Source organism: Mesorhizobium sp. M0217, from assembly GCF_040321955.1.
Taxonomy (GTDB): Bacteria; Pseudomonadota; Alphaproteobacteria; order Rhizobiales; family Rhizobiaceae; genus Mesorhizobium.
In genome coordinates, this window is sequence record NZ_JAMYSN010000014.1 from 101,882 (window position 1) to 123,686 (window position 21,805).

20 protein-coding genes and 1 pseudogene are annotated in these 21,805 nt (G+C 64.5%); 10 read left to right on the forward strand and 11 right to left on the reverse strand.

Going from position 1 to position 21,805, the window contains the following annotated elements:
• Positions 1-94 precede the first annotated feature (94 nt).
• The 5 genes and pseudogenes from NKJ18_RS21475 to NKJ18_RS21495 form a co-directional block, all read right to left on the reverse strand.
• Complete coding sequence (locus NKJ18_RS21475) at positions 95-1,420, reverse strand: ABC transporter substrate-binding protein (RefSeq protein ID WP_023693796.1); 1,326 nt, start codon at positions 1,418-1,420, stop codon at positions 95-97.
• 39 nt (positions 1,421-1,459) lie between these two features.
• Positions 1,460-2,543, reverse strand: a pseudogene (locus NKJ18_RS21480) (ABC transporter ATP-binding protein).
• A gap of 195 nt (positions 2,544-2,738) precedes the next feature.
• Positions 2,739-3,329 (reverse strand): DUF922 domain-containing Zn-dependent protease, encoded by a 591-nt coding sequence (locus NKJ18_RS21485; protein WP_502900815.1) that lies wholly within the window; start codon positions 3,327-3,329, stop codon positions 2,739-2,741.
• Positions 3,330-3,381: 52 nt separating this feature from the next.
• The gene (locus NKJ18_RS21490; RefSeq protein WP_023827252.1) at positions 3,382-4,659 is read right to left on the reverse strand and encodes a D-tagatose-bisphosphate aldolase, class II, non-catalytic subunit; all 1,278 of its coding nucleotides are present in this window, start codon (positions 4,657-4,659) and stop codon (positions 3,382-3,384) included.
• Positions 4,656-5,642: a tagatose kinase gene (locus NKJ18_RS21495; RefSeq protein ID WP_031198058.1), complete on the reverse strand. Its 987-nt coding sequence runs from the start codon at positions 5,640-5,642 to the stop codon at positions 4,656-4,658. Before NKJ18_RS21495 ends, NKJ18_RS21490 begins: the two co-directional genes overlap by 4 nt.
• A gap of 209 nt (positions 5,643-5,851) precedes the next feature.
• Between NKJ18_RS21495 and NKJ18_RS21500 the strand changes: the two genes are divergently transcribed.
• Together NKJ18_RS21500 and NKJ18_RS21505 are read left to right on the forward strand one after the other, a co-directional pair.
• Complete coding sequence (locus NKJ18_RS21500) at positions 5,852-6,481, forward strand: glutathione S-transferase family protein (RefSeq protein WP_352544056.1); 630 nt, start codon at positions 5,852-5,854, stop codon at positions 6,479-6,481.
• Positions 6,482-6,630: 149 nt separating this feature from the next.
• Complete coding sequence (locus tag NKJ18_RS21505) at positions 6,631-6,879, forward strand: hypothetical protein (protein ID WP_352537542.1); 249 nt, start codon at positions 6,631-6,633, stop codon at positions 6,877-6,879.
• Between the two features lie 30 nt (positions 6,880-6,909).
• Here the strand turns inward: NKJ18_RS21505 and NKJ18_RS21510 are convergent, their stop codons facing one another.
• From NKJ18_RS21510 to NKJ18_RS21535, 6 genes are all read right to left on the reverse strand, one after another.
• Positions 6,910-7,407: a GNAT family N-acetyltransferase gene (locus NKJ18_RS21510; protein WP_352759564.1), complete on the reverse strand. Its 498-nt coding sequence runs from the start codon at positions 7,405-7,407 to the stop codon at positions 6,910-6,912.
• Between the two features lie 10 nt (positions 7,408-7,417).
• The gene (locus tag NKJ18_RS21515) at positions 7,418-8,434 is read right to left on the reverse strand and encodes an ABC transporter permease (RefSeq protein ID WP_023685887.1); all 1,017 of its coding nucleotides are present in this window, start codon (positions 8,432-8,434) and stop codon (positions 7,418-7,420) included.
• Positions 8,431-10,062: a sugar ABC transporter ATP-binding protein gene (locus NKJ18_RS21520; protein WP_444849007.1), complete on the reverse strand. Its 1,632-nt coding sequence runs from the start codon at positions 10,060-10,062 to the stop codon at positions 8,431-8,433. Before NKJ18_RS21520 ends, NKJ18_RS21515 begins: the two co-directional genes overlap by 4 nt.
• Before the next feature lie 171 nt (positions 10,063-10,233).
• Complete coding sequence (locus NKJ18_RS21525) at positions 10,234-11,181, reverse strand: substrate-binding domain-containing protein (RefSeq protein WP_023673481.1); 948 nt, start codon at positions 11,179-11,181, stop codon at positions 10,234-10,236.
• A gap of 406 nt (positions 11,182-11,587) precedes the next feature.
• Positions 11,588-12,595 (reverse strand): aldo/keto reductase, encoded by a 1,008-nt coding sequence (locus NKJ18_RS21530; RefSeq protein WP_352759566.1) that lies wholly within the window; start codon positions 12,593-12,595, stop codon positions 11,588-11,590.
• Positions 12,592-12,948 (reverse strand): hypothetical protein, encoded by a 357-nt coding sequence (locus NKJ18_RS21535; RefSeq protein WP_352519878.1) that lies wholly within the window; start codon positions 12,946-12,948, stop codon positions 12,592-12,594. The genes NKJ18_RS21530 and NKJ18_RS21535 overlap by 4 nt, the downstream gene beginning before the upstream one ends.
• A gap of 45 nt (positions 12,949-12,993) precedes the next feature.
• Here NKJ18_RS21535 and NKJ18_RS21540 point away from each other — a divergent pair, with 45 nt between their 5' ends.
• From NKJ18_RS21540 to NKJ18_RS21575, 8 genes are all read left to right on the forward strand, one after another.
• On the forward strand, positions 12,994-13,218 hold the full coding sequence (locus NKJ18_RS21540; RefSeq protein WP_023673483.1) for a hypothetical protein: 225 nt from the start codon (positions 12,994-12,996) through the stop codon (positions 13,216-13,218).
• 117 nt (positions 13,219-13,335) lie between these two features.
• Positions 13,336-15,828 carry a DNA ligase D gene (gene ligD, locus NKJ18_RS21545; protein WP_352759568.1) on the forward strand — a complete coding sequence of 831 codons (2,493 nt, stop codon included), beginning with the start codon at positions 13,336-13,338 and terminating at the stop codon, positions 15,826-15,828.
• A 448-nt stretch (positions 15,829-16,276) separates the two neighbouring features.
• Positions 16,277-17,182: a non-homologous end joining protein Ku gene (gene ku, locus NKJ18_RS21550; protein ID WP_023712534.1), complete on the forward strand. Its 906-nt coding sequence runs from the start codon at positions 16,277-16,279 to the stop codon at positions 17,180-17,182.
• Positions 17,179-18,306, forward strand: a complete 1,128-nt coding sequence (locus NKJ18_RS21555; protein ID WP_023712535.1) for a tetratricopeptide repeat protein — start codon at positions 17,179-17,181, stop codon at positions 18,304-18,306. The genes ku and NKJ18_RS21555 overlap by 4 nt, the downstream gene beginning before the upstream one ends.
• A gap of 7 nt (positions 18,307-18,313) precedes the next feature.
• Positions 18,314-18,676: a hypothetical protein gene (locus tag NKJ18_RS21560; protein ID WP_031215833.1), complete on the forward strand. Its 363-nt coding sequence runs from the start codon at positions 18,314-18,316 to the stop codon at positions 18,674-18,676.
• Positions 18,666-19,313: an alpha/beta hydrolase family protein gene (locus tag NKJ18_RS21565; RefSeq protein ID WP_023712537.1), complete on the forward strand. Its 648-nt coding sequence runs from the start codon at positions 18,666-18,668 to the stop codon at positions 19,311-19,313. Before NKJ18_RS21560 ends, NKJ18_RS21565 begins: the two co-directional genes overlap by 11 nt.
• Before the next feature lie 7 nt (positions 19,314-19,320).
• Positions 19,321-20,091, forward strand: a complete 771-nt coding sequence (locus NKJ18_RS21570) for an exodeoxyribonuclease III (protein WP_023703074.1) — start codon at positions 19,321-19,323, stop codon at positions 20,089-20,091.
• A 106-nt stretch (positions 20,092-20,197) separates the two neighbouring features.
• Positions 20,198-21,805: a WD40 repeat domain-containing protein gene (locus NKJ18_RS21575; RefSeq protein ID WP_352497244.1), complete on the forward strand. Its 1,608-nt coding sequence runs from the start codon at positions 20,198-20,200 to the stop codon at positions 21,803-21,805.

The following is a 21,805-nucleotide window of genomic DNA, read 5'->3' on the forward strand; positions in this document are numbered from 1 at the left end:
CCTCATCGGGGAATCAGGTCACGGCGTCAACGGCCGCCATGGGATTGTGCGACGGGCCGGGCAGCGCACTAGACGCTGCCCGGCGGTGCCGTGATCAAACGCGGTAGTAGCGGTTGGCGCGCTTCTCCGCCTCCTCCATCGCCTCCTGCGGCGTCGCCTGGCCGGTCACCGCCTTGGCAAACATGTCGACCAGGACATAGTCGGCCATGGTCGCCGCCGAGGCATAGCCGAGCGGCCCGGCATAGCCGTTGGGGCGCAGCGTCGCCGAGGCCTTGGCATAGGCGGCATTGTTCGGGTCGGCCGTCCACACTGGATTGTTGTCGAAGGCCTTCAGCGTCTGGCAGCAATAGCCCGCCGAGGAGGTGATCCAGTCGGTCATCTGCGGATCCTCGAACATGAACTGCAGATAGGCCTTGGCCGCATTGGGGTAGGGCGTGTAGTTGAAGATGACTGCGGTGGTCACCTGGAACAGTTCGACCGATTTCCCGACGGGACCGATCGGCAGGTTGGTGGTGCGGATGTCCTTGGCGATCTCAGCCAGCTTCGGATCGTTGTCCTTGTTGATCTTGGCCGTATTGTAGGCGGAAATGCCGTTGGCGATGACGCCGAGTTCGCCGGCCAGGAAGGCGCGGTTGTTATTGACGTCGAGCCAGCTTTCGGTCCCGGGAATGAAGGTCTTGTAGAGTTCCTGCGCGTATCCGATCGCCTTTAGCGTCTCGGGGCTGTTGATCGCCACCTTGCCGCTCTCGTCGACCATCTGGCCGCCATGGCTCCACAGCAGCCAGTGCGCGTAATTGTTGCCGTCGCCGACGCCGTGGCCGTGCGTGAAGCCGGCCGGATGTCCCTTCGCCTGCAACGCCTTGCAAAGCTCGAGGAAGCCTGCCGTGTCCTTCGGAAATTCGGAGAAGCCGGCCTCCTTCACCCAGCTTTCGCGATAGACGATGGCATTGCCGATCGTGGCCAGCGGCAGGCCGACGAACTTGCCGTCCCGCGTCGCATATTGCTTTGGTCCGTCGTGCCAGCCGCCATATTTCGAGCCCAGATACTCGCCGAGCTCGGTCACGTCGTGCAGCTTGTCGGGATATTGATGCGGGTCGTCGAACCAGACGAACATGAGGTCCGGGCCGGAACCGACATTGGCGGCGACCGCTGCCTTGGGGCGAATGTCCTCCCAGCTTTCCTTGTCGACACGAACCTCGACACCTGTCGCCTCGGTGAAGCGCTTGGTGTTGGCCAGCCATTGATCCTCATCGCCCTTGACGAAGGGCGACCAGCGCAGCAGCCGCAGCTTTGCGCCTTCCTCGGGCTTGTATTTCAAGCCCTCCTGGGCAAAAGCCGGCGAGCCGACGAACCGGCTTCCCAGAGCTCCCGCCGCGGCACCTGCGGTCGTGCGGATTACATCGCGTCTCGTGAATTTCATGGTCGTCTCCTCCGGTTTATCTTCCTTGCTATGCGGTCCTTACCATCCGTTACGCGTTTCAAATCGTGTTCCGGTCTTGCCGTCAAAGAGATGAATCAGGCCAGGCGCGGCAGAGAGCCGTATGGATTCGCCCGGTGTTAAGGCATGGCGTTCGCGGAAATTGGCGACGATCTCGTCGCCGCCGGCGGTGCGGCCGATGATCTGCACTTCCGACCCGGTCGGCTCGACCACCGCGACGGTGACAGGAATGCCTTGGTCTGACGATAGCCGCAAATGCTCGGGCCGTATTCCCAGCACCACCGGATGACCGTTGCCAACGGCCGGCGCGCCGGCCAGCGGCACGGAAATTCCCCCGGCGCCGCGAAAGGACGGAGACCCGTCGGTGACGATCTCGCCCTTGATCAGGTTCATGGCGGGCGAGCCGATGAAACTGGCGACGAAGAGATTGTTTGGCCTGTCGTAGAGCTCCAGCGGCGGTCCGATCTGTTCGACGATGCCGTCATGCATGACCACGATCTTGTCGGCCATGGTCATGGCCTCGATCTGGTCGTGGGTGACATAGACTGTGGTCGTCTTGAGCCGCTGGTGCAGTTCCTTGATCTCGGCGCGCATCTGCACCCTGAGCTTGGCGTCGAGATTGGAGAGCGGTTCGTCGAACAGGAAAACCTGTGGATCGCGCACGATCGCCCGGCCCATGGCGACGCGCTGGCGCTGGCCGCCGGAAAGCTGGCGCGGATATCGCGTCAGCAATGGCACCAGCCCGAGGATTTCGGCGGCGCTGAATGCTGGTAGCGCAATCGGCCTTCGAAACACCTTTGAGCATGAGCGAGAACGCCATGTTCTCGGCGACCGTCATGTGCGGGTAGAGCGCGTAGTTCTGGAACACCATGGCAACGTCGCGCTCTTTCGGCGCAACGTTGTTGACGACCCGATCCCCGATCGCGATCTCGCCCCGAGAAATCTTTTCCAGGCCGGCGATCATCCTGAGAAGGGTCGATTTTCCGCAACCCGACGGGCCGACAAGCGTGACGAACTCGCCGTCGTCGATATCCACACTGACGCCGTGCAGGACCTCGACGGTCCCGAACGATTTGTAAACGTCGCCGATCGCGACAGACGCCATCGATCTCCTCCCGAATGCTTCTTGCGACGCCCCGAAGGAAACCGCTCCTCTCCCGCCTCGCGACCGTCTCCCATTCCCCCAACAGGTCGCGCGACGATCAGACGGTAGCGCTACCAAGCCTGCCTGTAAAGCGGCCATGCGGACGGTTTTCTTGTCGTTCGAAACACCCGGCGCAATGAACGGCACACCGGCAAACTACCCCCCATTCACAAAAGCCAGCACCAGCTTCTGCAGGTTTCCGCCGGGGCCGAATTCGACCCGGTCGAAGTTGCGGCTCGCCTGCCGCTGAGCCAGCGAGATCTGGGCGAGTTGCCTCGTCAGCTCGGTTCTGATCTTGCTGCAGGCGGGGTCATCAGTAACGGTCAGGCCGACGCTCACCGCCTCGATCTTGCGCACCATCTCGGCGATGGCTGCGCCATGCACTCTCTCGTGGGCGGCGAGCCCGGCGATGAACACCGTCCAGTTCTTCTGGACGGAAGCCGGCAACGGTTCGGCCGGCTTCGGCAAGGTGTAGGTGATGATCAGTTTCGGGCGCGCCGATTTGAGCACGCAGGCGTCGCCTTTCGGCCTGTAGTCCCTGGTCCAGGTCAGCTTGAAATTGGTGTGCGCAATGACCCGACCCTTGCCGAGCAAGGGGCCGGCTTCGCCGATCGCGGCATAGAGTTCCGGGCCGGTCCGCCCTGCGATGGCGTAGGTCTCGACCTTTTCGACCGGCTTCCAGTCGGCGCGTGCCGGCGACGCCAGCAGGGAGGCCGCGAACAGGAGAAAGAACATGGCTGGTTTCATGGAAACGTCAGAGACACTGGGCTGAGGCAAAGATCAACCCGGCGCAATGCACTCAGGTCCCACGGCAGGCCGCGTCATAGTCGGCCAGCACCTGATCGACAGCTTCGAGAAGGATAGCCTCGGGATTGCCCGCCGGCCCGAGTTCGGCCGGCAGCGCCGGCAGGAATTGCCGCATCAGCGTTTCGGGAATGGCAACGTCGTCCAGCGCCTTGCGCAGGCGCTCGACGGCCGCGACAGCGGTGGGGTTGCTCCAATAATAGCGGATGCGGTCGCTGTAGCTGTAATGCCGCTGCACATAGAGCTCTGCTTCATTGCCATGATAGTGGCTGTGCCAATGGCCGGGGGCTGCCAGCATCGCGCTTTCCATGGTCCGGGCGAGCGACCGGTCGCCATAGTCCCTGGCCATTTCGGAGGCGATCAGGTCGAGCCCGTAAAGCGCCTCGCGCAAGGCGAAGGTCAGGCCGGGGCCGACCTTGAGGATAGGAAAGCCGTTTGCGACCAGCGCGGTCAAAGCCGCACGGCTCTGGTAGTCGGTCGAATGCGCCTCGTAGACGAGCGACGGCTGCTCATCGAGCAAGCCGGTCAGGCCCTTGGATTTCTCGGGCGCGTAGGCGACGACGTTCTGGCTGCCGAATTCCACGCCCGGCTGCACGACCACGGCGATGACGCGGCCGAAGGCCTCGGACAGGCCTTCGCGGGCAAAGATCTCCCGGTGAACCTCGATCGTGCGCCGCGCCGCCGCCGCCTCGGTCGGCTTCAACTCGCTGATCGCATGGTCGACTCCGCCGGGGGCGGGGACTTCGGTGCCGATGATGTAGACCGGCAAGGTGCTGCCTGCGGCGTGCGCGCCCGTTTCGGCCGCCTTTGCCAGCCGCGCCGCCCGGGTGGCGATGGTCTCGTCGTCAAGCGCCGCCGGCTCGCCGGCGCAGCCCATCGATGCGTCGAGATGGATCTTGGTGAAGCCGGCCGCGATATAGGCGCCGACCATGGCCTCGGCCTTGTCCATCGCCTGCGCCGCCGGCTCTGCGCGCCACGGGTTCGGTCCCAGATGGTCGCCGCCGAAGATGATGCGCGAGGCTTCCAGCCCCTCGCGGCAGGCGATCTCCAGCACGAAGGCGACGAACAGCGCCGGGGTCATTCCGGTATAGCCGCCGAACTGGTTGACCTGATTGCAGGTTGCCTCAATCAGCAGGTTTTTCTCCCTGTCGGCAACGGCGCGCCTGATCGCCGTCTGGATCACCAGCGGATGCGCGGAGCAGATCGAGGTGATGCCGTAGGGCGAGCCGTTTTTGCGCGCGCTGGCGAGGCCTGCAAGCGGGTTGGCGCTCATGTCCGTCTCGCTGTTCCCTTGATGAATTGGTCAAGCGCATCGAAGCCGGCGGTGCCTTCCATCGGGCCGCGCCGGGTGATGTTGCGGGCGCCGGCGGCATTGGCATAAAGCAGCGCCTTGCCGGGCTCCATCCCCTGGCGGCGGCAAGTCAGGTAGGTGGCGCCAAAGCAGTCGCCGGCGCCCGTCGGGTCGACTTCCTCGACTTGAAAACCGGCGCAGTCGATCCTGGCGCCGTCGGCGCCGAACCAGGAAGAGCCGTCAGCACCGCGCTTCAGCACGATCTCGCCGACGCCCCTGGCAAACAGCGCCGCCACCGCCTGATGCTCGTCATCGACGCCCGCCGTAGCGAGCAATTCGTCGCCGGACGGCAGCAGCAGGTCGGCATCGTCGATGAGGGCGGAAAACAGTGCGCCGTCGGAGCCGTCGATCAGCTCCTTGCGCACATTCGGGTCGAATGAGGTCGAGCCGCCGCGGGCACGAACCGCCTGCACTGCGTAGCTGACGATCTCCTTCAGCCCTGCCACCGACAGCGTCGATCCCATGATATGCAGATGGCCGGCCCTGTCCGCCAGCAGGCGCGCAGCAGTGGTCAGGTGGATCTGCCCGGCGGCGGATTCGGCGATGTTGTAGACGAAGTCCCTGATACCATCGGGCCGGTAGCGCACGAAGGCGCATCCCGTCGGGAAGCGGTCGCTGATATCGACGGCGGAGACGTCGACGCCGTCGCGCTCCAGCCGGTTCAGGTTGAGCGTGCCGAAATCGTCGCGACCGACGCAGCCGATGATGCCGGCGCCGCCTCCCAGCCGGGCGACCTGGTCGATGAAGATCGCCGGCGCACCGCTGGGGAATGGCCCGACAAGCGATTGCGGCTCGAGGAAGCCGAAACCCCGTTCCGTCGCCATGATCTCGACCAGGATTTCGCCGGCGACAATCGTTGGCCCCACGGCCTCGGCGGCGATCTCGCTTCGGCGCGAAAGGCTCATGCTTGCGATTCCTCTCACACGCAAACTGATTGCTTGCCCGCGCAGTTATCCGACGCAAGTGTTTATCGGGTAAATCGCACATACAGCGAAGTCAATAAAGCTCTCATGCGTATAGTTTATCTGTTTCCGCGCGTACACATTGCAGGATTCGGGTGGCTGGTATCGTGGCACCGTGCAAATCAGGCGTCGACCGCAGCGAAAGGACAGCCATGCTCACGCTTCATGATTATTTGCCGTCGCAAAACGGTTGGAAGGCGAGGGTCGTGCTCGGCCTGCTCAACATTCCCTATGAAAGCCGCCTGGTGTCGATTTTCGAGGGCGAGAGCCACACCGACGCCTTCCTGAAGCTCAACCCGGCCGGCGCCGTTCCTGTGCTCGAACTCGAGGATGGCCGTGCGATCGCCGAATCGAATGCGATCCTCATTTATCTCGCCGAAGGCACGCCCTTGCTGCCGGCGGATCGCTATGTCAGCGCGAAAATTATGCAATGGCTGTTCTTCGAACAGTACCATGTCGAGCCGGTCATCGGCTCCCTGCGCTTCTGGACGCTGGCCGGAAGGCTGGAGCGCAACCAGGCGATGGTTCCGGCCAAGCGCGAAGCCGGCGCCCGCACGCTGGCAGCGCTGGAGCGCAGCCTGAACGACACGCCGTTCCTTGTCGGCGACACGCTCACCATCGCCGACATTGCTGTTTATGCCTACGGCCACCGTGCCGAAGATTGCGGCTTTGCGCTGGCGGCTTATCCGGCGGTCCTCGCCTGGACGGACCGGGTGCGCGACGCCATCGGTCCCGGCTATCCCGTGCATCTCTACAGCATCGATCCGCACTCGGCTGCTTGACGGCAAAAGGCGCGCGCGTTCATCTTGCTTAGTCGAAAAGAAGACCCAGATTCTGCTTTGTCGGCGGTTTTTACTCGCAATCCGTTGGCTGGATGGCCGGGTCTCGGCGTCATCTCGACGACCGGCCGGCACTTAGCATGGAGGTGACCATGACACGCGACGACATCATTTCGGTGTTGGGGCCGGTAGACGAGGCAGTCATAGCCGACATCGCGCTGACCGGCGCCACCCTTGAAGAACTGCGCGAGGCGTTCGCCTGGCTCGGTGCCGACGAGGCGCTGGTCAACGAGGGCCGCCCCTTGCCGGGAACGAAGGTGGCGCGGCTGATCGAACTCCTCGATATGCCGGACGACGAGGACGGTCCACAGGCGGTGGCGGCGCAGGGGTTAGGGCAGTAGGGCCCTGACTACTGCGGTTTCCCATTCACTTCACGCCCTCGACAGCAGCCGGCGCATGATCAGCGAGGCATGGCCGGCGACGCCGTGCGCGGCCGGGCGGTGTTCGACCACCTCGAAACCGTGCTTGCGATAGAAGGCGATCGCCTGGTCGTTGCCCTCGATCACTTCCAGCGCAATGCTGGGGATGCCGGCATGCGCGACAAGCACCGCGTGCAGCAGGTCGGTGGCGAGCCCGCTGCCGAACTCTGACTTGTCGATGTGCAGCCGGTCGAGCAGGACATCGCCACGATCGTCCATCGCCGCCATCGCGTAGCCGGCGATCGAACCGTCCGGCCGTTCGGCCACGAACGACATCTTGTTGTCGTCCAGAAGTTCGGCTGCCAGCCGCTCGGGCGCATGCTTGTCGTCCGAGAGCCGCGCGGTATTTTCAGGTCCCAGGATCGACGAATAGGTGCGCCGCCAAGACTCTCCCAGCAGCCGCGATACCGACGCTACATCGTTCTCTGTCATCGCCCTGATCTGAACCATGGCCGATCCCTCACCGCCTCACCCGCGACTTCAGCCAACGATCGAAGGCCACGGCCAGGATCAGGATCAGGCCGATGACGATGCTTTGTGTGTAGGAAGAGACATTGTTGAACTGTAGCCCGTTCTGCAGCACGCCGATGAGTGCTGCGCCCACCACCGTGCCGCCGACCGAGCCGATGCCGCCGAATAGCGAGGTGCCGCCGATGACCACGGCCGAAATCACCGTAAGCTCGTAGCCGATGCCGGCCACGGCTTCGGAGGAGTTGAGCCGTGCTGACAAAACGAAGGCGGCCAGCCCGGCGAAGAAGCCGACGATGACATAGACCGAGATCAGAATGCGGTCGACGCGCAGGCCCGACAGGCGTGCGGCCTCGGCATTGCCGCCGACGGCATAGACGGCGCGGCCATAGCGCGTATAGCGCAGCACGATGTGGCACAGGATGGCCGCCGCCGCGAAGATGATCGCCGGCACCGGCACCGGTCCGATGAGCCCGGTGCCGAACCAGCGCATCGAGGCGTCGAAACCGGAGATCGGTCCACCATTGGAGATGGTCAGCGTCAGGCCGCGAAACACTGTGAGACCACCCAGCGTGACGACGAAGGGCGGCACTTTCAGCCTGGTGATGGCAAAGCCCTGGACGCCGCCGGCCAGCGCCCCGACGATGACGGCGGCAAGCAAGGCGGCGAACCAGCCATATCCTTGCGTGCCCGTGGTCGACAGCGACAGCGTGTTGGCGGTGCCGCCCTTGGCCACCACCGCCGCCACCATGCCGCAGAAGGCGAGCAGTGAGCCGACCGACAGGTCGATGCCGGCAGTGAGGATGACGAAAGTCATGCCGAGCGCGATCAGCCCGGTGATCGAGATCTGCCTCAAAATGTTGAACAGGTTGATTGGATCGATGAAGCTCGGCTTCAGCACGGTGAAGATGACGATCAACACCGCCAGGAACATCAGCGGCCCAAAACTCATCAGAAGCCGCGCGATGTTGATGCCGCTGCGCTGGGTCTGTTCGGTGGTGCTGGTCATTGCGTTGCGTCCTGCTTGCGGTCGAGCGCCATCAGTTCCATCAGTTTTTCCTCGGTCGCTTCGATGCCCGGCATTTCGCCGGTGATACGGCCGCGCCGCATCGTAACGATGCGATCCGACACTGCCAGCACCTCCGGCAGCTCCGACGAGATCATCATGATGGCGATGCCGCGCGCAGCCAACTGGACCAGGATCTGGTGCACTTCGGCCTTGGCGCCGACATCGACGCCGCGCGTCGGCTCGTCGACGATCAGTACTTTCGGGTCGCGCGCCAGCCAGCGGGCCAGGATGACTTTTTGCTGGTTGCCGCCGGACAGGCCCTCGATCGCCTGGTCGGGCGAGGCCATGCGGATCGACAGTGCCTTGCGATAGCCGGCCAGCGCCTCGCGCTCGCGCCGTTCGGCCATGAAGCCGGCCCCATTGCTGTAGCGGCCGAGCGAGGCGATCGAGAAATTGTTGAGAATGCCCAGTGCTGCAAAGATCGCCTGGTGCTTGCGGTCTTCCGGCACCAGCCCGATGCCGAGTTTGATGGCGTCTGCGGGGGAGGCCGGGGCGATCGGCTTACCGTCGAGCGCAATCGTGCCGGCGGCGATGCGGTCGGCGCCGAAAATGGCGCGGGCAAGCTCGGTGCGGCCGGAACCGACGAGGCCGGCAACGCCGAGGATTTCGCCGGCCTTCAGATCGAGGTTGACGCCTTCGAGCACGATGGCATGCGGCGCCAACGGGTCGCGTACCGTCCGCAGCCCGCGCACCGAGAGCCTGACCTCGCCGGCGACATCGCGCTGCGTCGGCCGCGCGTAGAGCTCGGAGGCGGCGCGGCCGACCATCTTCTCGATGATCTTCGGGATCTGGATCGGCTGGCCGTCACGGTCGAGATGACCGGCCAGCCTGCCATCCCGCAGCACGGTCATGCGGTCGCAAATGGCGGACGCTTCCTCCAGCCGGTGGGTGACGAACATGATGGCGACACCGTCCTTGCGCAGCCTGTCCATGATCGACATCAGTTTCTGCACCTCGGTCTCGGTCAGCGCCGAGGTCGGCTCGTCCATGATGATCAGGCGGCTTTCCAGCGACAGAGCGCGGGCGATTTCGACCAGCTGCTGTTCGGCTACCGACAGCGAGGACACCGGCGTCGCCGGATCGATGTCGAGACCGACGCGGGCGATGATCGCGCGCGAGGCGTCCTCCATCCTGCGCCAGCTGACCAGCCCGAGCGGCCCGAGCGGCGCGCGGCCGATGAAAATGTTTTCCGCAACCGTCAGCGTCGGGATCAGGCTCAGTTCCTGATAGATGGTGACGATGCCATGCCGCTTCGCATCCTGCGGACTGGACGGCGCGTAGTCGGCGCCGTCGAAGACGATGCGGCCGCTTGACGGCGGCATCACGCCGGACAGGATTTTCAACAGCGTCGACTTGCCGGCGCCGTTCTCGCCGAGCAGGCCAAGGATCTCACTGGGCCGCACCTCGAGCGAAACGTCGATGAGCGCGGTGACGCCGGAAAAATGCTTGGTCACGCCTTCGACGGAAAGGAGCGGTGGCGATGATGCGGTGGGTTCAACGGCGGACAAGCATTGCTCCCGGATTGCGATAGGCAGCGGGACAGCGCCCCCCTCTGTCCTGCCGGACATCTCCCCCACACGGGGGGAGATCAGCAGTTTTGCCGGCAGCACTATTTCTATAACGTTGGCGATTGGCGAAAGCAGACGTGACGGCCAATCTCCCCCCAAGTGGGGGAGATGTCCGGCAGGACAGAGGGGGGCGCGACAGAGCGCGACCTCCACCCGTCATGGGCCCTACTCTCACTTCGTCTCGTTCAACCTCTCCGCCTTGTCGAGATTGTCCTTGCCGATGACGATCGGCGTCAACAGCACCAGCTTCTCCTTCGGCTCGGTCTTGTCCCTGGCGAAGGCGACCGCGATCTGCACCGCCTTGCGCGACTGTTCGCCGGGGAACTGCTCGACCGTGCCGGCGAGCTTGCCGTCGCGCACGGCGACCAGCGCTTCCGGCAGCGCGTCGAAGCCGTAGATCTTGACGTCGGTGAAGTTGCGCGCGGCACAGGCTTCGAGCGCGCCGAGCGCCATGTCGTCATTGGCGCAGATGATGGCGTCCGGCTTGCCGTTGGCGGCAAGCCCGGCCTCGGTCACCGACAGCGCTTCGGCGCGGGCGAAATTAGCGGTCTGCTCGAAGATGATCTGGTACTTGTCCTTGAGCGGATCGAGCACATTGTGGACGCCTTTGTTGCGGTCGATCGCAGGCCCGGCACCCGGCTGGCCCTGCAAATGGAACAGCTTGGCGCCGTTGGGGAACGCCGCCACCATGGCCTGCGCCTCGGCCTCGCCGCCCTTGACATTGTCGGCGCCGACATGGGCCAGAATGCCCTCGACGCCGTCGACGCGGCGGTCGATGGTGACCACGGGAACCCCGGCCTTGACCGCTTCCTCGATCGCCGGCGCCAGCGCGTTGACGTCAAGCGGCGAAATCACGATGGCGTTGACCTTCTGCACAAGTGCGGCCTCGATGTCGGCGGTCTGCTTCGGCGCCGAGTTCTGGCCGTCGCTCTCGGTCAGATTGACGCCTTGCGCCTGCGCCTCCGCCTTGATCTCGTTCAGCATGTGCACAAAGAACGGAAAGCCGAGATTGGGCACCGAGCCCAATATGGTCAGTTTGTCGGCGGCAAAGGCCATGGGCGCGGCCAGCGCCATGGCGCCGGTCGCCACGGTCGACAACAGGAATTCGCGTCTGTTCATCAGATATCCTCCACATGAACGCAGGAGCCCGAAACCGGGAGCGGCTCGGGACGGTCCTTGCGTCAATTCAAAAATGGAGTGTCCTGTGAACGCCCCGAGGGGACGCGAGGCGCTCCAGCCGGTCCGCCGCAACGTTCTCCTCCGCACGGCGCCGACCCGAGGATGCTAGCCAAGGAAAATCGATTACGCAAGGTGAGGCGAGGGGCTGAAACTGCTAATCTCCCCGCTTGTGGGGGAGATGTCCGGCAGGACAGAGGGGGGCGCTGTCCCGCCGACATTGGCCAATTTCACTTACATCTTTGAGCTAACCCCTACGCAGAATACTTGATGCGGGCGATCCTTCGCGCCCCCTCTGCCTTGCCAGGCATCTCCCCCACGAGGGGGGAAATTGGCAGCTTAGACGCCTCTACCTGTCGATGGTCGTCATCACCCGCTCATTGTAGCGCGGCCCTGAGACCTTGCCCGGCGCGAGTGCCGCGTCGAGCGCAGCCATCTCGGCGGCTTCGAGCGTGATCGCTGCGGCAGCGACATTTTCCTCCAGATACTTGCGCCACTTTGTCCCCGGGATCGGCACGATGTCGATGCCGAAGCCGTCGCCCTTGCCGAGCACCCAGGCCAGCGCGATCTGTGCGGGCTTTACCCCTTTGGCCGCGGCCACCTCTTGCACCGCAGCCGCTGCCGCGACATTGGCGTCGTAGTTGGCGCCCTGGTAGCGGGGGTCGCCGCGCCGAAAATCGCCTTCCGGATAATCCTCGGCGCGCTTGACATCGCCGGCGAGGAAACCGCGGCCGAGCGGCGCGAACGGCACCAGGCCGATGCCGAGCTTTTTGAGCAGCGGGATGATTTCCGGCTCCAGATTGCGCTCCCACAGCGAATACTCGCTCTGCAGCGCCGAGACCGGATGCACGGCATGTGCGCGGCCGATGTTGGCCGCACCAGCCTCCGACAGGCCGAAGAAGCGCACCTTGCCCTCGGCGACGAGCCGGCCGATCGTGCCGGCGACGTCTTCCATCGGCACGGCCGGATCGACGCGATGCTGGTAGTAAAGGTCGATATGGTCGGTGCCGAGCCGCTTCAGCGAGCCCTCCAGCGCCTCGCGGATATGGTCGGGCCGGCTGTCACGCTCCGTGCCGACCTGTCTGCCGTTTTCGATGCGGAAGCCGAATTTGGTGGCAAGGGTCACCTCATCGCGCCGGCCCTTCAGCGCCCGCCCGAGCAGTTCTTCATTGGCATAGGCGCCGTAGACTTCCGCCGTGTCGAGGAAGGTACAGCCGAGTTCGATGGCTCGGTGCAGGGTGGCGATCGATTCCGCCTCGTCGGCAGGGCCGTAGGACTGGCTCATGCCCATGCAGCCGAGGCCGATTACCGAGACCTGCAGCCCCTGGCTGCCGAGTTTGCGGGTGCTGAGGGTCATTGCCGTTCTCCTTGGGGCTGAGGAAAACTATAGCGGCCGCTCCTCCAGTTTCCATAGCTGTTCGGCGGAAGAACAGCGCTTCCCTTGACAAAACCCAGCCGCAAGCGCCTTTGCCGGCGGCCATTGGGGGCCATGGGACACCAATGAAGAAGATCTACGAGAAGCCGACGCTGAACCGGCGTCAGCAGCTCTCGCGCGTCACCGCGCTCATAATTCCTTCGGACCACTAACCGAATATTGTCGTCGCCATTGCAAAGTCCGCTGCCGAGGCGCAGCGGTTTTTTGCTGCCGTTGGATCGTAGCGCTGCCAGAAGCAGGCGGTCAAAATTGACAGAGCGGCCGATCTCCAGCATCCTTATGCCGCCGCCATGTCTTGCGGTCTTGTGTATGAGTGAGCCATGGCCAGTTCCGTCACCAGCCAGAATTCCAAGCGCGCCGCGGTGCGCAAGGCGCTCGACCGCCACAAGGTGTACGTCACCGCGCAAAGCTTTTCCGGCGGCGTCTACTCGGCCCGCGTGCTGGTCGACGGCGAGGCCTACTGGGTCGACGAGTTCCGGCTGAGCCAGCTCCAACAAGGGCTGTCCCCGGCCGAGCTAGACCTGACGCCCGCCTCAGACGATTGAGCGTGATCTCCACATTCTTCGCACCACGCTGGGAAATCTGAAATGTTGGCGGGACAGCACTGTGCAGGAACGCGGCGCAGGGAAGGTTCGTCCGCCGCCGCCGCTCCCGCCTGACCCATGCCAACCCCGCCAAAACTCAAGGCCTACCGCGCCAAGCGCGAATTTACGAAGACGCCGGAACCGGCGGGCGGGGTCATTTCAGGCGACGGCAACCGCTTCGTCGTCCACAAGCATCACGCCACCGCCGACCATTACGATTTGCGCCTGCAGGTCGGCGGCGTGCTGAAAAGCTGGGCGGTGCCGCGCGGGCCCTCGCTCAACCCGGCCGACAAGCGGCTCGCAGTCGAGACCGAGGACCATCCGCTCGAATATATCGACTTCGAGGGCGTCATTCCCGAAGGCGAATATGGCGGCGGGCCGATGATCGTCTGGGACACCGGCACCTGGGCACCGATGGACGATGTCGACAAGAGCCTGCGCACCGGCGCCTTCAAGTTCCGGCTGGCCGGCGCCAAGTTGAATGGCGGCTGGATGCTGACCCGTCTGAAGCCCAAGCCCGGCGAAGACAGCGAGAAGAAAAACTGGCTGCTGTTCAAGGAGCGCGATCTCGCCGCCGATGCCGGCCTCGACATCCTGGAAGCGCGGCCGGAAAGCGTGAAGTCCGGCAAGCGGATCGAGGAGCTTGTGGCGCCGCCGAAGAAGCCGGCCCGCCTGCCGCCCAAACCCGGCGCGCTGAAACCCGGCGCGCTGCCCGGCGCTGTCAGGGGCGATCCGCCGTCGCGCATCGAGCCGCAGCTCGCCACGCAGGTGCCGAAGCCACCGGGTGGGCCAGTGGAAGACACAGGTGAACTCTGGTTGCACGAAATAAAATTCGACGGCTACCGTACCATGGCGCATATCGCCGATGGCGAGGTCAGGCTGATCACCCGCGGCGGCATCGACTGGACGAGGCGTTACGGCGACCTGCCGCAGGCATTCGCCCGGCTGCCCCTCAGCCAGGCGATCATCGACGGCGAGATCATGGTGCTGGACGAGAAGGGCATCTCGCGTTTCGCGCTGCTGCAGGATGCGCTGTCGGCGGGTGCGGGCAGCAAGCTCCATTTCTATGCCTTCGACCTGCTGCATCTCGACGGCTGGGACCTCCGCAAGGCGCCGCTCGCAAAGCGCAAGGCCCTGCTCGCCGAACTGCTAGCCGGGCAGGGCGCCAACTCCGCCATCCAACTGAGCGACCATGTCGAAGGCGACGGACAGGGGCTTTACGATCAGGCCTCGATCCTTGGGCTGGAAGGCGTCGTCTCCAAGCGCGCCAACGCCATCTACCAGAGCGGCCGCACCAAGAGCTGGACCAAGGTCAAGGCGCTGGAGACCGGCGATTTCGTCATCGCCGGCTACACCGTTTCCGACGCGGCCGAAGGACTGGCGGCACTCGGCATGGCTGAATTCGCGGATGGCGAACTGCACTATCGCGGCAAGGTCGGCACCGGCTTCGATGCCGCGACGGCGGGCGACTTGCTGGCCCGGCTGCAGCCGCTGCGCGACGGCGCGACAGCACCCGAGGGTGTGCCGCGCGAGATCATGCGCGAGATGAAATGGGTGCGGCCGATGCTGTCGGCCCGCATCCACTACGCCAACCGCACGGCCGACAATTCGCTGCGCCACGGTGTGTTTCGCGGCCTCAGGGATGTCGGCCTGTCGACGCCGGTGTCGCCGAAGCGCAAGCGGCTGATCGCCGAAGCCGATCTCGCCACCATATGGGTGACCAATCCGGAGCGGCGGCTGTTCGGCAAGACCGGGCCGACCAAACTCGACATCGCCGTCTATTACGCGCTGGTCGGCGATTTCATGCTGCCGCACATTATGGGCCGCCCGGTGTCGCTGGTGCGCTGCCCGACGGGCCTGCCGAAGGACTGTTTCTTCCAGCGCCACGCCTTCACCGGCATGCCGCCCTCTGTGGTCACTTTTGACGCCACCAACTCCGAAGGTGAAACCAAATCCTATCTGTCGGTCGAGGGAGCAAAAGGCTATCTGGCGCTGGCGCAGTTCGGCGTCGTCGAGTTCCACACCTGGGGCACGCATCGCTTGAGCCTCGACAAGCCCGACCAGATCGTTTTCGATCTCGATCCGGGTGAGGGCATCGCCTGGCGCGAGGTGGTCGAGGCCGCCGTCCACATCAAGGGCGAATTGGAACGGCTCGGCCTGGTGCCGTTCGCCAAGACATCCGGCGGCGGCGGCATCCACATAACCGTGCCGGTGACGCAAAAGCAGAACTGGAAGAAGCTGCACCAGGCTACCAGCGCCATCTCCACGCATCTGGCGGCCACGGCGCCCGACACTTTCACCACCACAATGGGCAAGGAAAACCGGAAGCGCCGCATCTTCATCGACTACCACCGCAACGCGCGCGGCCACACCTCCGCGGCGCCTTATTCGCTGCGCGCCCGCACCAACCTGCCGGCGTCGACGCCGGTGAGCTGGAGCGACCTTGAGACGATCGATGCGCCGCAGGATCTGAACTATTCCTCGCTGCCGGGGTTGTTGGCGACCTCGGGCGACCCCTGGGCGGACATGGAGCATTTCGCGAGGGATTTGCCGTTGTTTTCGGGGAAGTAGATCGGGAGGTGTTGGCGATCCGGCACACCCCCTCTGTCCTGCCGGACATCTCCCCCGCAAGGGGGGGAGATCGGATGTCGCCTCTGCTTTCGCCAATCGCAAACCTTGCAAGAGGAGCGATAAGGTTGAAGCTGCCAATCTCCCCACTTGCGGGGGAGATGTCCGGCAGGACAGAGGGGGGTGCTGTCCCTCCGGCATGACTTACTTCCCCAAGTCCATCGACCATGCGGACAATTTGAATTATCCTCCGTCGGTGCCCTCCAGCTCACCTGGAAGATTTCGTCAGGAATTTGCCGGTATGTTTGGGGCCGGTGTAGGATTTGCGCAGTGCCAATCGTCCTCGGAACGAAGCGCTGCAGTAAGCATGATCCCGAAACGTGGGAACCGGTTTTCGGTTAAGATCATGCTCAGTCTGAAATGTCAGTGCATGGCCGCGTAGGAGAGTATCATGGCGCCCAGGGCAAGTTGGAAAGGTTACCTCAAGCTCAGCCTCGTCAGCTGTCCGGTCCGGCTCTATCCGGCAACGACGACCAGCGAGCGCATATCGTTCAACCAATTGCACAAGAAGACCCACAACCGCATCAACATGAAGCCGGTCGACCCTGAACTCGGCCTCGTCGAGCGCGCGGACCTGGTCAAGGGTTACGAATACGAGGACAAGCAGTACATCATCATCGATGAGGCCGACCTCGAAGCAGTGCGCATCGAATCCAATCACACGATGAACATCGAGGCCTTCGTCGACGAAGACGAGGTCGACGTCATTTATCAGGATGCGCCGTACTACATGGCGCCGGATGGCGCCATGGCGGAGGAAACCTTCGCCGTGCTGCGCGAGGCAATGCGCAAATCCGGCAAGCTGGCCATTGCCCGCCTTGTCCTGTCCAGCCGCGAGCGCGTGGTGACGATCGGCGCGCGCGAGAACGGCATGTTCGTGTGTACGTTGAGGAACCCGAACGAAGTGCGCGGCACGGCTGAATATTTCGGCAACATCCCGGCTGGCAAGCCGGATCCCGAAATGCTGCAATTGGCCGAAGCGCTGATCAAGCAGAAGGAAACCACCTTCGATCCGAAGAACTATGAGGACCGCTACGAGATCGCGCTGATGACGATGATCCGCGAGAAACTGAAGGGCCATAAGCCGATCATTGCGGCGGCGCCCGAGCGTGGCAATGTCATCAACCTCATGGACGCGTTGAAGGCGAGCCTGTCGCAATCAGCCAAGCCGCCGGCCAAGTCGAAGAGCAAGGCCGACGACGCTGAAAAACCTGCCGCCAAGGCTAAGGCGGGTGCGGCCAAGGAAAACCCGTTGAAGGCCAATCTGCTCAAGGCCGTCGGCAAGAGCAAGGGGTGACGGCGCCGACCGGTATAATCCCGGGCGCCGTCTTCGGCGCCATCGGCGCGCTGGCGGCATTTCCGCTGCGGCTCGCGGCCCGTGAGGTGGAGCGTCAGCACGGCCAGTTGCGGCGCGGCGTCACCAGGCGCACCAGCCATGTTGTGTTCGGCCGAACGCTGATCGCCAAGGCCGGCACGGCGAAGGGCGGCGATGCCGAGATTGAACGCCGTGTTGCCGCCGAGCGTGCCGCCGGCCGAACGCTCCTTAGCGAAAATGGCTTCCTGCGCCTGCTTGGTCTGATGAAGGCGCCGGAGGCGTCTTCGCTGTCCAGGCAGTCTCTCGTCGACCAGTCCAGACTGTCCGGTGCCGACCTCGACCTGCTCAGCCTGTTCGACGCCTTCGAGCACGATTGTGAACCCTACTCGTTCCGCGATCTGATCCTTGCCCGCAAATATGCCGGGCTGGTTGCCGGCGGTGCATCCTGGGGCGCGATCGCGCGCTCCGTGCATCGCTCCGGTCCGGTCGCTTCGCTCACCGCCAAATCGCTCAATGTCGGCTCGCAGCATGGCCGGCCCGATCAGATCTATCTCGAGGATGGCCAGAGCGAACTCGACGGCCAGCTGCTGTTCGATCTCGGCAGCGCAAGCGCAGCCGGCGACGACACGCTGGAAGAATTGTTCGCCGAGGCTGAAAGCGCGGAAGAGGAGGGCCGGCACGACGATGCCGCGGCGCTCTACCAACGCTGCCTCAGCATCGATCCGAGCGACGCCATCGCCGCGTTCAACCGCGCCAATTGCTTGCGTGGCGCCGGTCGCGTGGCCGACGCGGCGCATGACTATGCAAGAGCGATCAAGCTCGATCCGGCGTTCGTCGAGGCCTGGTTCAACCTCGCCGGGCTGATGAGCGACGAAGGCAAGATCGCCTCGGCGCGCCGGCATCTGGTCAAGGCAATCGCGCTCGACAAGAGCTACGCCGATCCGGTGTTCAACCTTGCCCGGCTGGAGTTCGACGCCGGCAATCTGACCGAAGCCCGCCGCCACTGGGTGCGCTATCTCGAACACGATGCTGACAGCGAATGGGCGCGCACTGCGCAAAAGGGGATACAGTTCGTCGATCTGCAGCTGGCGCGGACGGCGGGGTGAGGCTGCCGTGGATAATCTTGTTCAGATTTCGAGTATGGGATTAACCGCGTGCTTCATCGTTTTGGCGGTGCGGGAGGCCCGCGAGCTGCTCTTCTACTGGAGCAATGGCTGGAATTTTTTCGAAGACAGCAAAATCAATTGGGCCACATATTACAACCGCAGAACTTGGCCATTTCCCCAGCGCCCCGAGGACCGTATGTCGAACAAGCAGCGCGTTTGCTTCGGCCGGCCATTCTTCATCGTGCTCGTGGGGTTTTTTGCAGCCATTTTCACCCATGTTACCCTGCATCCGGAGCAGTGGCGTAAGGAAGTTCACGGTTCCAAAACCACCTACCACTATATCGGGGTCCCGCAGCCTGATGCCCACTAGCTTCCTCTTCGACGGCTTTGACACAGCCCCGGTCACCATCGTGCTGGCCCACGGCGCCGGCGCATCGATGGATTCGCCTTCGATGACCGCCACCGCCAAGGCGCTCGCCACCGCCGGCTTCCAGGTCGCGCGCTTTGAATTCCACTATATGGCGGCCCGCCGCTATGGCCAGCGCAAGCCGCCGCCGCGCGCCGAGACGGTCAACCCGGAATACATAAAGGCCATCGCCGATCTGAGAGCCATGGGCGTCACCGGGCCGCTCATCATCGGCGGCAAGTCGATGGGCGGGCGCGTCGCCTCGATGGTTGCCGACGAGATGTTCGCCAAGGGCGAGATTTCGGGCCTCGTCTGCCTCGGCTATCCCTTTCATCCGCCGGCCAAGCCAGAGCAGCTCAGGACAAAACATCTCGCCGACCTCAAGACGCCGACGCTGATCTTCCAGGGCACCCGCGACGAGTTCGGCACGAAAGAAGAGGTCGCGACCTACGGCCTTTCCAAAGCCATCGAGGTGATCTGGCTGGAGGATGGCGACCACGACCTCAAGCCGCGCAAGAGCGTGTCGGGTTTTTCGACCGCCGATCATTTGAAGACGCTGGCCGGGACGGTGAAGGCGTGGACAGGGCGGATCGTTTCCTGATCGCCAAATGCAAATCGCCACCTTCAATATCAACAACATCAACAGCCGGCTGCAAAACCTGCTGGCGTGGCTGGCGGCAGCCAAGCCCGATGTCGTCTGCCTGCAGGAGCTGAAGGCCCGCGACACGCAGTTTCCGCGCACGGCGCTTGCGGCGGCCGGCTACGGCGCGGTGTGGAAGGGCGAACCGACCTGGAATGGCGTCGCCATACTCGCGCGCGGGTCCAAGCCGGTGCTGACCCGTGACGTCCTGCCCGGCGATACCGCCGACAAGCAGAGCCGCTACATCGAGGCGGCCGTGAACGGCATCGTCATCGCTTGTCTCTACGCGCCCAACGGCAACCCGCAGCCGGGGCCGAAATTCCAGTACAAGCTGGCGTGGCACGCGCGGCTGGAGGCGCATGCCGCAGAACTGTTCGACACCGGCCTGCCGGTGGCGCTGGTCGGCGACTACAACATCGTGCCCGAGCCGCGCGACATCTACGCCACCCGCTCCTATGACGACAACGCGCTGGTGCAGCCGGAAAGCCGGGCGTCGTTCCAGCGTCTGCTCGAGCAGGGCTGGACCGATGCGCTCCGCAAGAAGCATCCGAAGGAAACGCTCTACACATTCTGGGATTATCGCCGCAACCGCTGGCCGCGCGATGCCGGGCTGCGGCTCGACCACATCTTGCTGTCGAAGAAACTGGCGCGCCGCCTCACCGCTGCCGGCATCGACCGCGATGTCAGAGGTGAGGACGGCGCCAGCGACCACGCGCCGGTATGGGTCGAATTGAAGTGAATTTGGCTGCGTGATCGCGCCCACTTTCGTGGGCGCAGTTTTGCGCTATTTGTTTCGCTGCGGCGGCCGCATGATGAGCAAGGTGCGGCACCGGAGGGGGAGTCCGATGGACAGGTTGGCCGAAAGGCTGTTTGCGCTTCCGCTGCTGGCGGCCGCTTTGGCTTGTCTGGTGCGGGCGTATCTGCTGCTCGGCGACAGAGATTTCAGCTGGAGCGGGATCGATCACATGCTGCACGGCCCAGCCACGCTGCGACCGGTGGTGTTCCTGACCGTCGGCGGGCTTTGCCTGCTTGGCGCCCTGTTGTTCTGGGCCGGACTGCTGCCGGGTCGGCGAAGCCAGCCTGCTGGAACGCCGCTTTTTGGCCGCGACGCCGAGATCGACCCAAAGGGCCGCCCCGGTCTGCGGCGCGCCTTCCTCATGTTGCCGGTGCTCGCCGTGTTGGCGCTGCTGGCCGACCACTTCCCTTGGGCGCGTGACGCCGGCCCGGGCGCTGAGGTGGCCGCCCCGAACGAACCCAAAGCCGAGCCGAAGGACCAGGGCATCGACGGTGTCCCGCCGGACCTGGCGACGCCACCGGCCCCGCCGAGTTCGCCGCAGGTCACCATGCCGCCCGAGCCAACTCCGCCGGTGCAGGCAGCCAAACCGCCCGAGCCGGCGCAGCCTACGCCTCCGGCTGCTCCCCCTCAGCCGCCACAAGTCGCACTCGCTCCGGCGACACCGCCACCGGAGACTGCTCCACCGCCGGCTCCGGCCACGCCACCGCAAACCGTCGCGCCGTTGCCGCCGCCTCCGCCGGCGCTGCCGACCGAGCCCGACGGCCACCGCGACGCCGTCGTCTGGCTCGCCGTCTCGGCCGATGGCCGCGACGTCATGAGCGCCAGCACCGACCATATGATCAAGCTCTGGGACATCGCCGGCAAGCGGCTGATCCGCAACCTTGGTGAACACAAGGACATGGCGCGCACGGCGCTGTTCATGCCCGACGGCGCAACCGCGCTGACCGCCGGCGACGATGGCGAGATCGTGCTGCGAAAGCTTGCCGACGGCGCGGTGCTGCATGTCTTCTCGTCGGGCGCGAATGGCGGCGTGCGTAAGCTGGCGATCAGCCCGGACGGCAAGCGCGCCGTCAGTGGCCACGACACCGGCAACGTCATCGTCTGGGATCTCGTCAACAAATCGGTGCTGCATGTGATGACCGGACATGACTGGCCGATCAGCACGGTCGCAATCTCGCCCGACGGCACGCGCGCGCTGAGCGGCTCCATCGACGGCACGCTGAAATTCTGGGACGTCGAAAGCGGCAAGCAATTGCGAAGCTGGCACGGCCACGAGCAGGGCACCTACGGCGCCGTCTTCACCGCCGACGGCCATCATGTCGTCACCGGCAGCGGCGACTACACGATCAAGCTCTGGGACCTCGACACGTTTAGGGAATTGCGCCGCTTCGAGGGCCACGAAGGCACCGTCTATACGCTGGCGCTGTCGGCCGACGGCAAGCGCCTGGCCTCCGGCTCGCTCGACGGCACGGCGCGGCTGTGGGATCTCGGCACTGGAGACCAGATCGCCATGTTCGACAGCCGCACCGGCCCGATCTACGCCGTTGCCTTCGCCACCGACGGCACACTGGTCACCGGCGGCGACGATCGGACCATCAGGGATTGGCCGGCGGCTGGCGGCGATGGCGAAATCCTGTTCGCCGGCGCACCGCAGTAG

Coding starts and splice junctions, on each gene's coding strand:
- NKJ18_RS21505 (WP_352537542.1), top strand. CDS start 6,631: ATGACACGCGACGACATCATTTCGGTGTTGGGGCCGGTAGACGAGGCA.
- NKJ18_RS21525 (WP_023673481.1), bottom strand. CDS start 11,181: ATGAACAGACGCGAATTCCTGTTGTCGACCGTGGCGACCGGCGCCATG.
- NKJ18_RS21575 (WP_352497244.1), top strand. CDS start 20,198: ATGGACAGGTTGGCCGAAAGGCTGTTTGCGCTTCCGCTGCTGGCGGCC.
- NKJ18_RS21540 (WP_023673483.1), top strand. CDS start 12,994: ATGGCCAGTTCCGTCACCAGCCAGAATTCCAAGCGCGCCGCGGTGCGC.
- NKJ18_RS21520 (WP_444849007.1), bottom strand. CDS start 10,062: ATGTCCGGCAGGACAGAGGGGGGCGCTGTCCCGCTGCCTATCGCAATC.
- ligD (WP_352759568.1), top strand. CDS start 13,336: ATGCCAACCCCGCCAAAACTCAAGGCCTACCGCGCCAAGCGCGAATTT.
- ku (WP_023712534.1), top strand. CDS start 16,277: ATGGCGCCCAGGGCAAGTTGGAAAGGTTACCTCAAGCTCAGCCTCGTC.
- NKJ18_RS21495 (WP_031198058.1), bottom strand. CDS start 5,642: ATGAGCCTTTCGCGCCGAAGCGAGATCGCCGCCGAGGCCGTGGGGCCA.
- NKJ18_RS21570 (WP_023703074.1), top strand. CDS start 19,321: ATGCAAATCGCCACCTTCAATATCAACAACATCAACAGCCGGCTGCAA.
- NKJ18_RS21475 (WP_023693796.1), bottom strand. CDS start 1,420: ATGAAATTCACGAGACGCGATGTAATCCGCACGACCGCAGGTGCCGCG.
- NKJ18_RS21510 (WP_352759564.1), bottom strand. CDS start 7,407: ATGGTTCAGATCAGGGCGATGACAGAGAACGATGTAGCGTCGGTATCG.
- NKJ18_RS21490 (WP_023827252.1), bottom strand. CDS start 4,659: ATGAGCGCCAACCCGCTTGCAGGCCTCGCCAGCGCGCGCAAAAACGGC.
- NKJ18_RS21485 (WP_502900815.1), bottom strand. CDS start 3,329: ATGAAACCAGCCATGTTCTTTCTCCTGTTCGCGGCCTCCCTGCTGGCG.
- NKJ18_RS21500 (WP_352544056.1), top strand. CDS start 5,852: ATGCTCACGCTTCATGATTATTTGCCGTCGCAAAACGGTTGGAAGGCG.
- NKJ18_RS21530 (WP_352759566.1), bottom strand. CDS start 12,595: ATGACCCTCAGCACCCGCAAACTCGGCAGCCAGGGGCTGCAGGTCTCG.
- NKJ18_RS21515 (WP_023685887.1), bottom strand. CDS start 8,434: ATGACCAGCACCACCGAACAGACCCAGCGCAGCGGCATCAACATCGCG.
- NKJ18_RS21565 (WP_023712537.1), top strand. CDS start 18,666: ATGCCCACTAGCTTCCTCTTCGACGGCTTTGACACAGCCCCGGTCACC.
- NKJ18_RS21535 (WP_352519878.1), bottom strand. CDS start 12,948: ATGCTGGAGATCGGCCGCTCTGTCAATTTTGACCGCCTGCTTCTGGCA.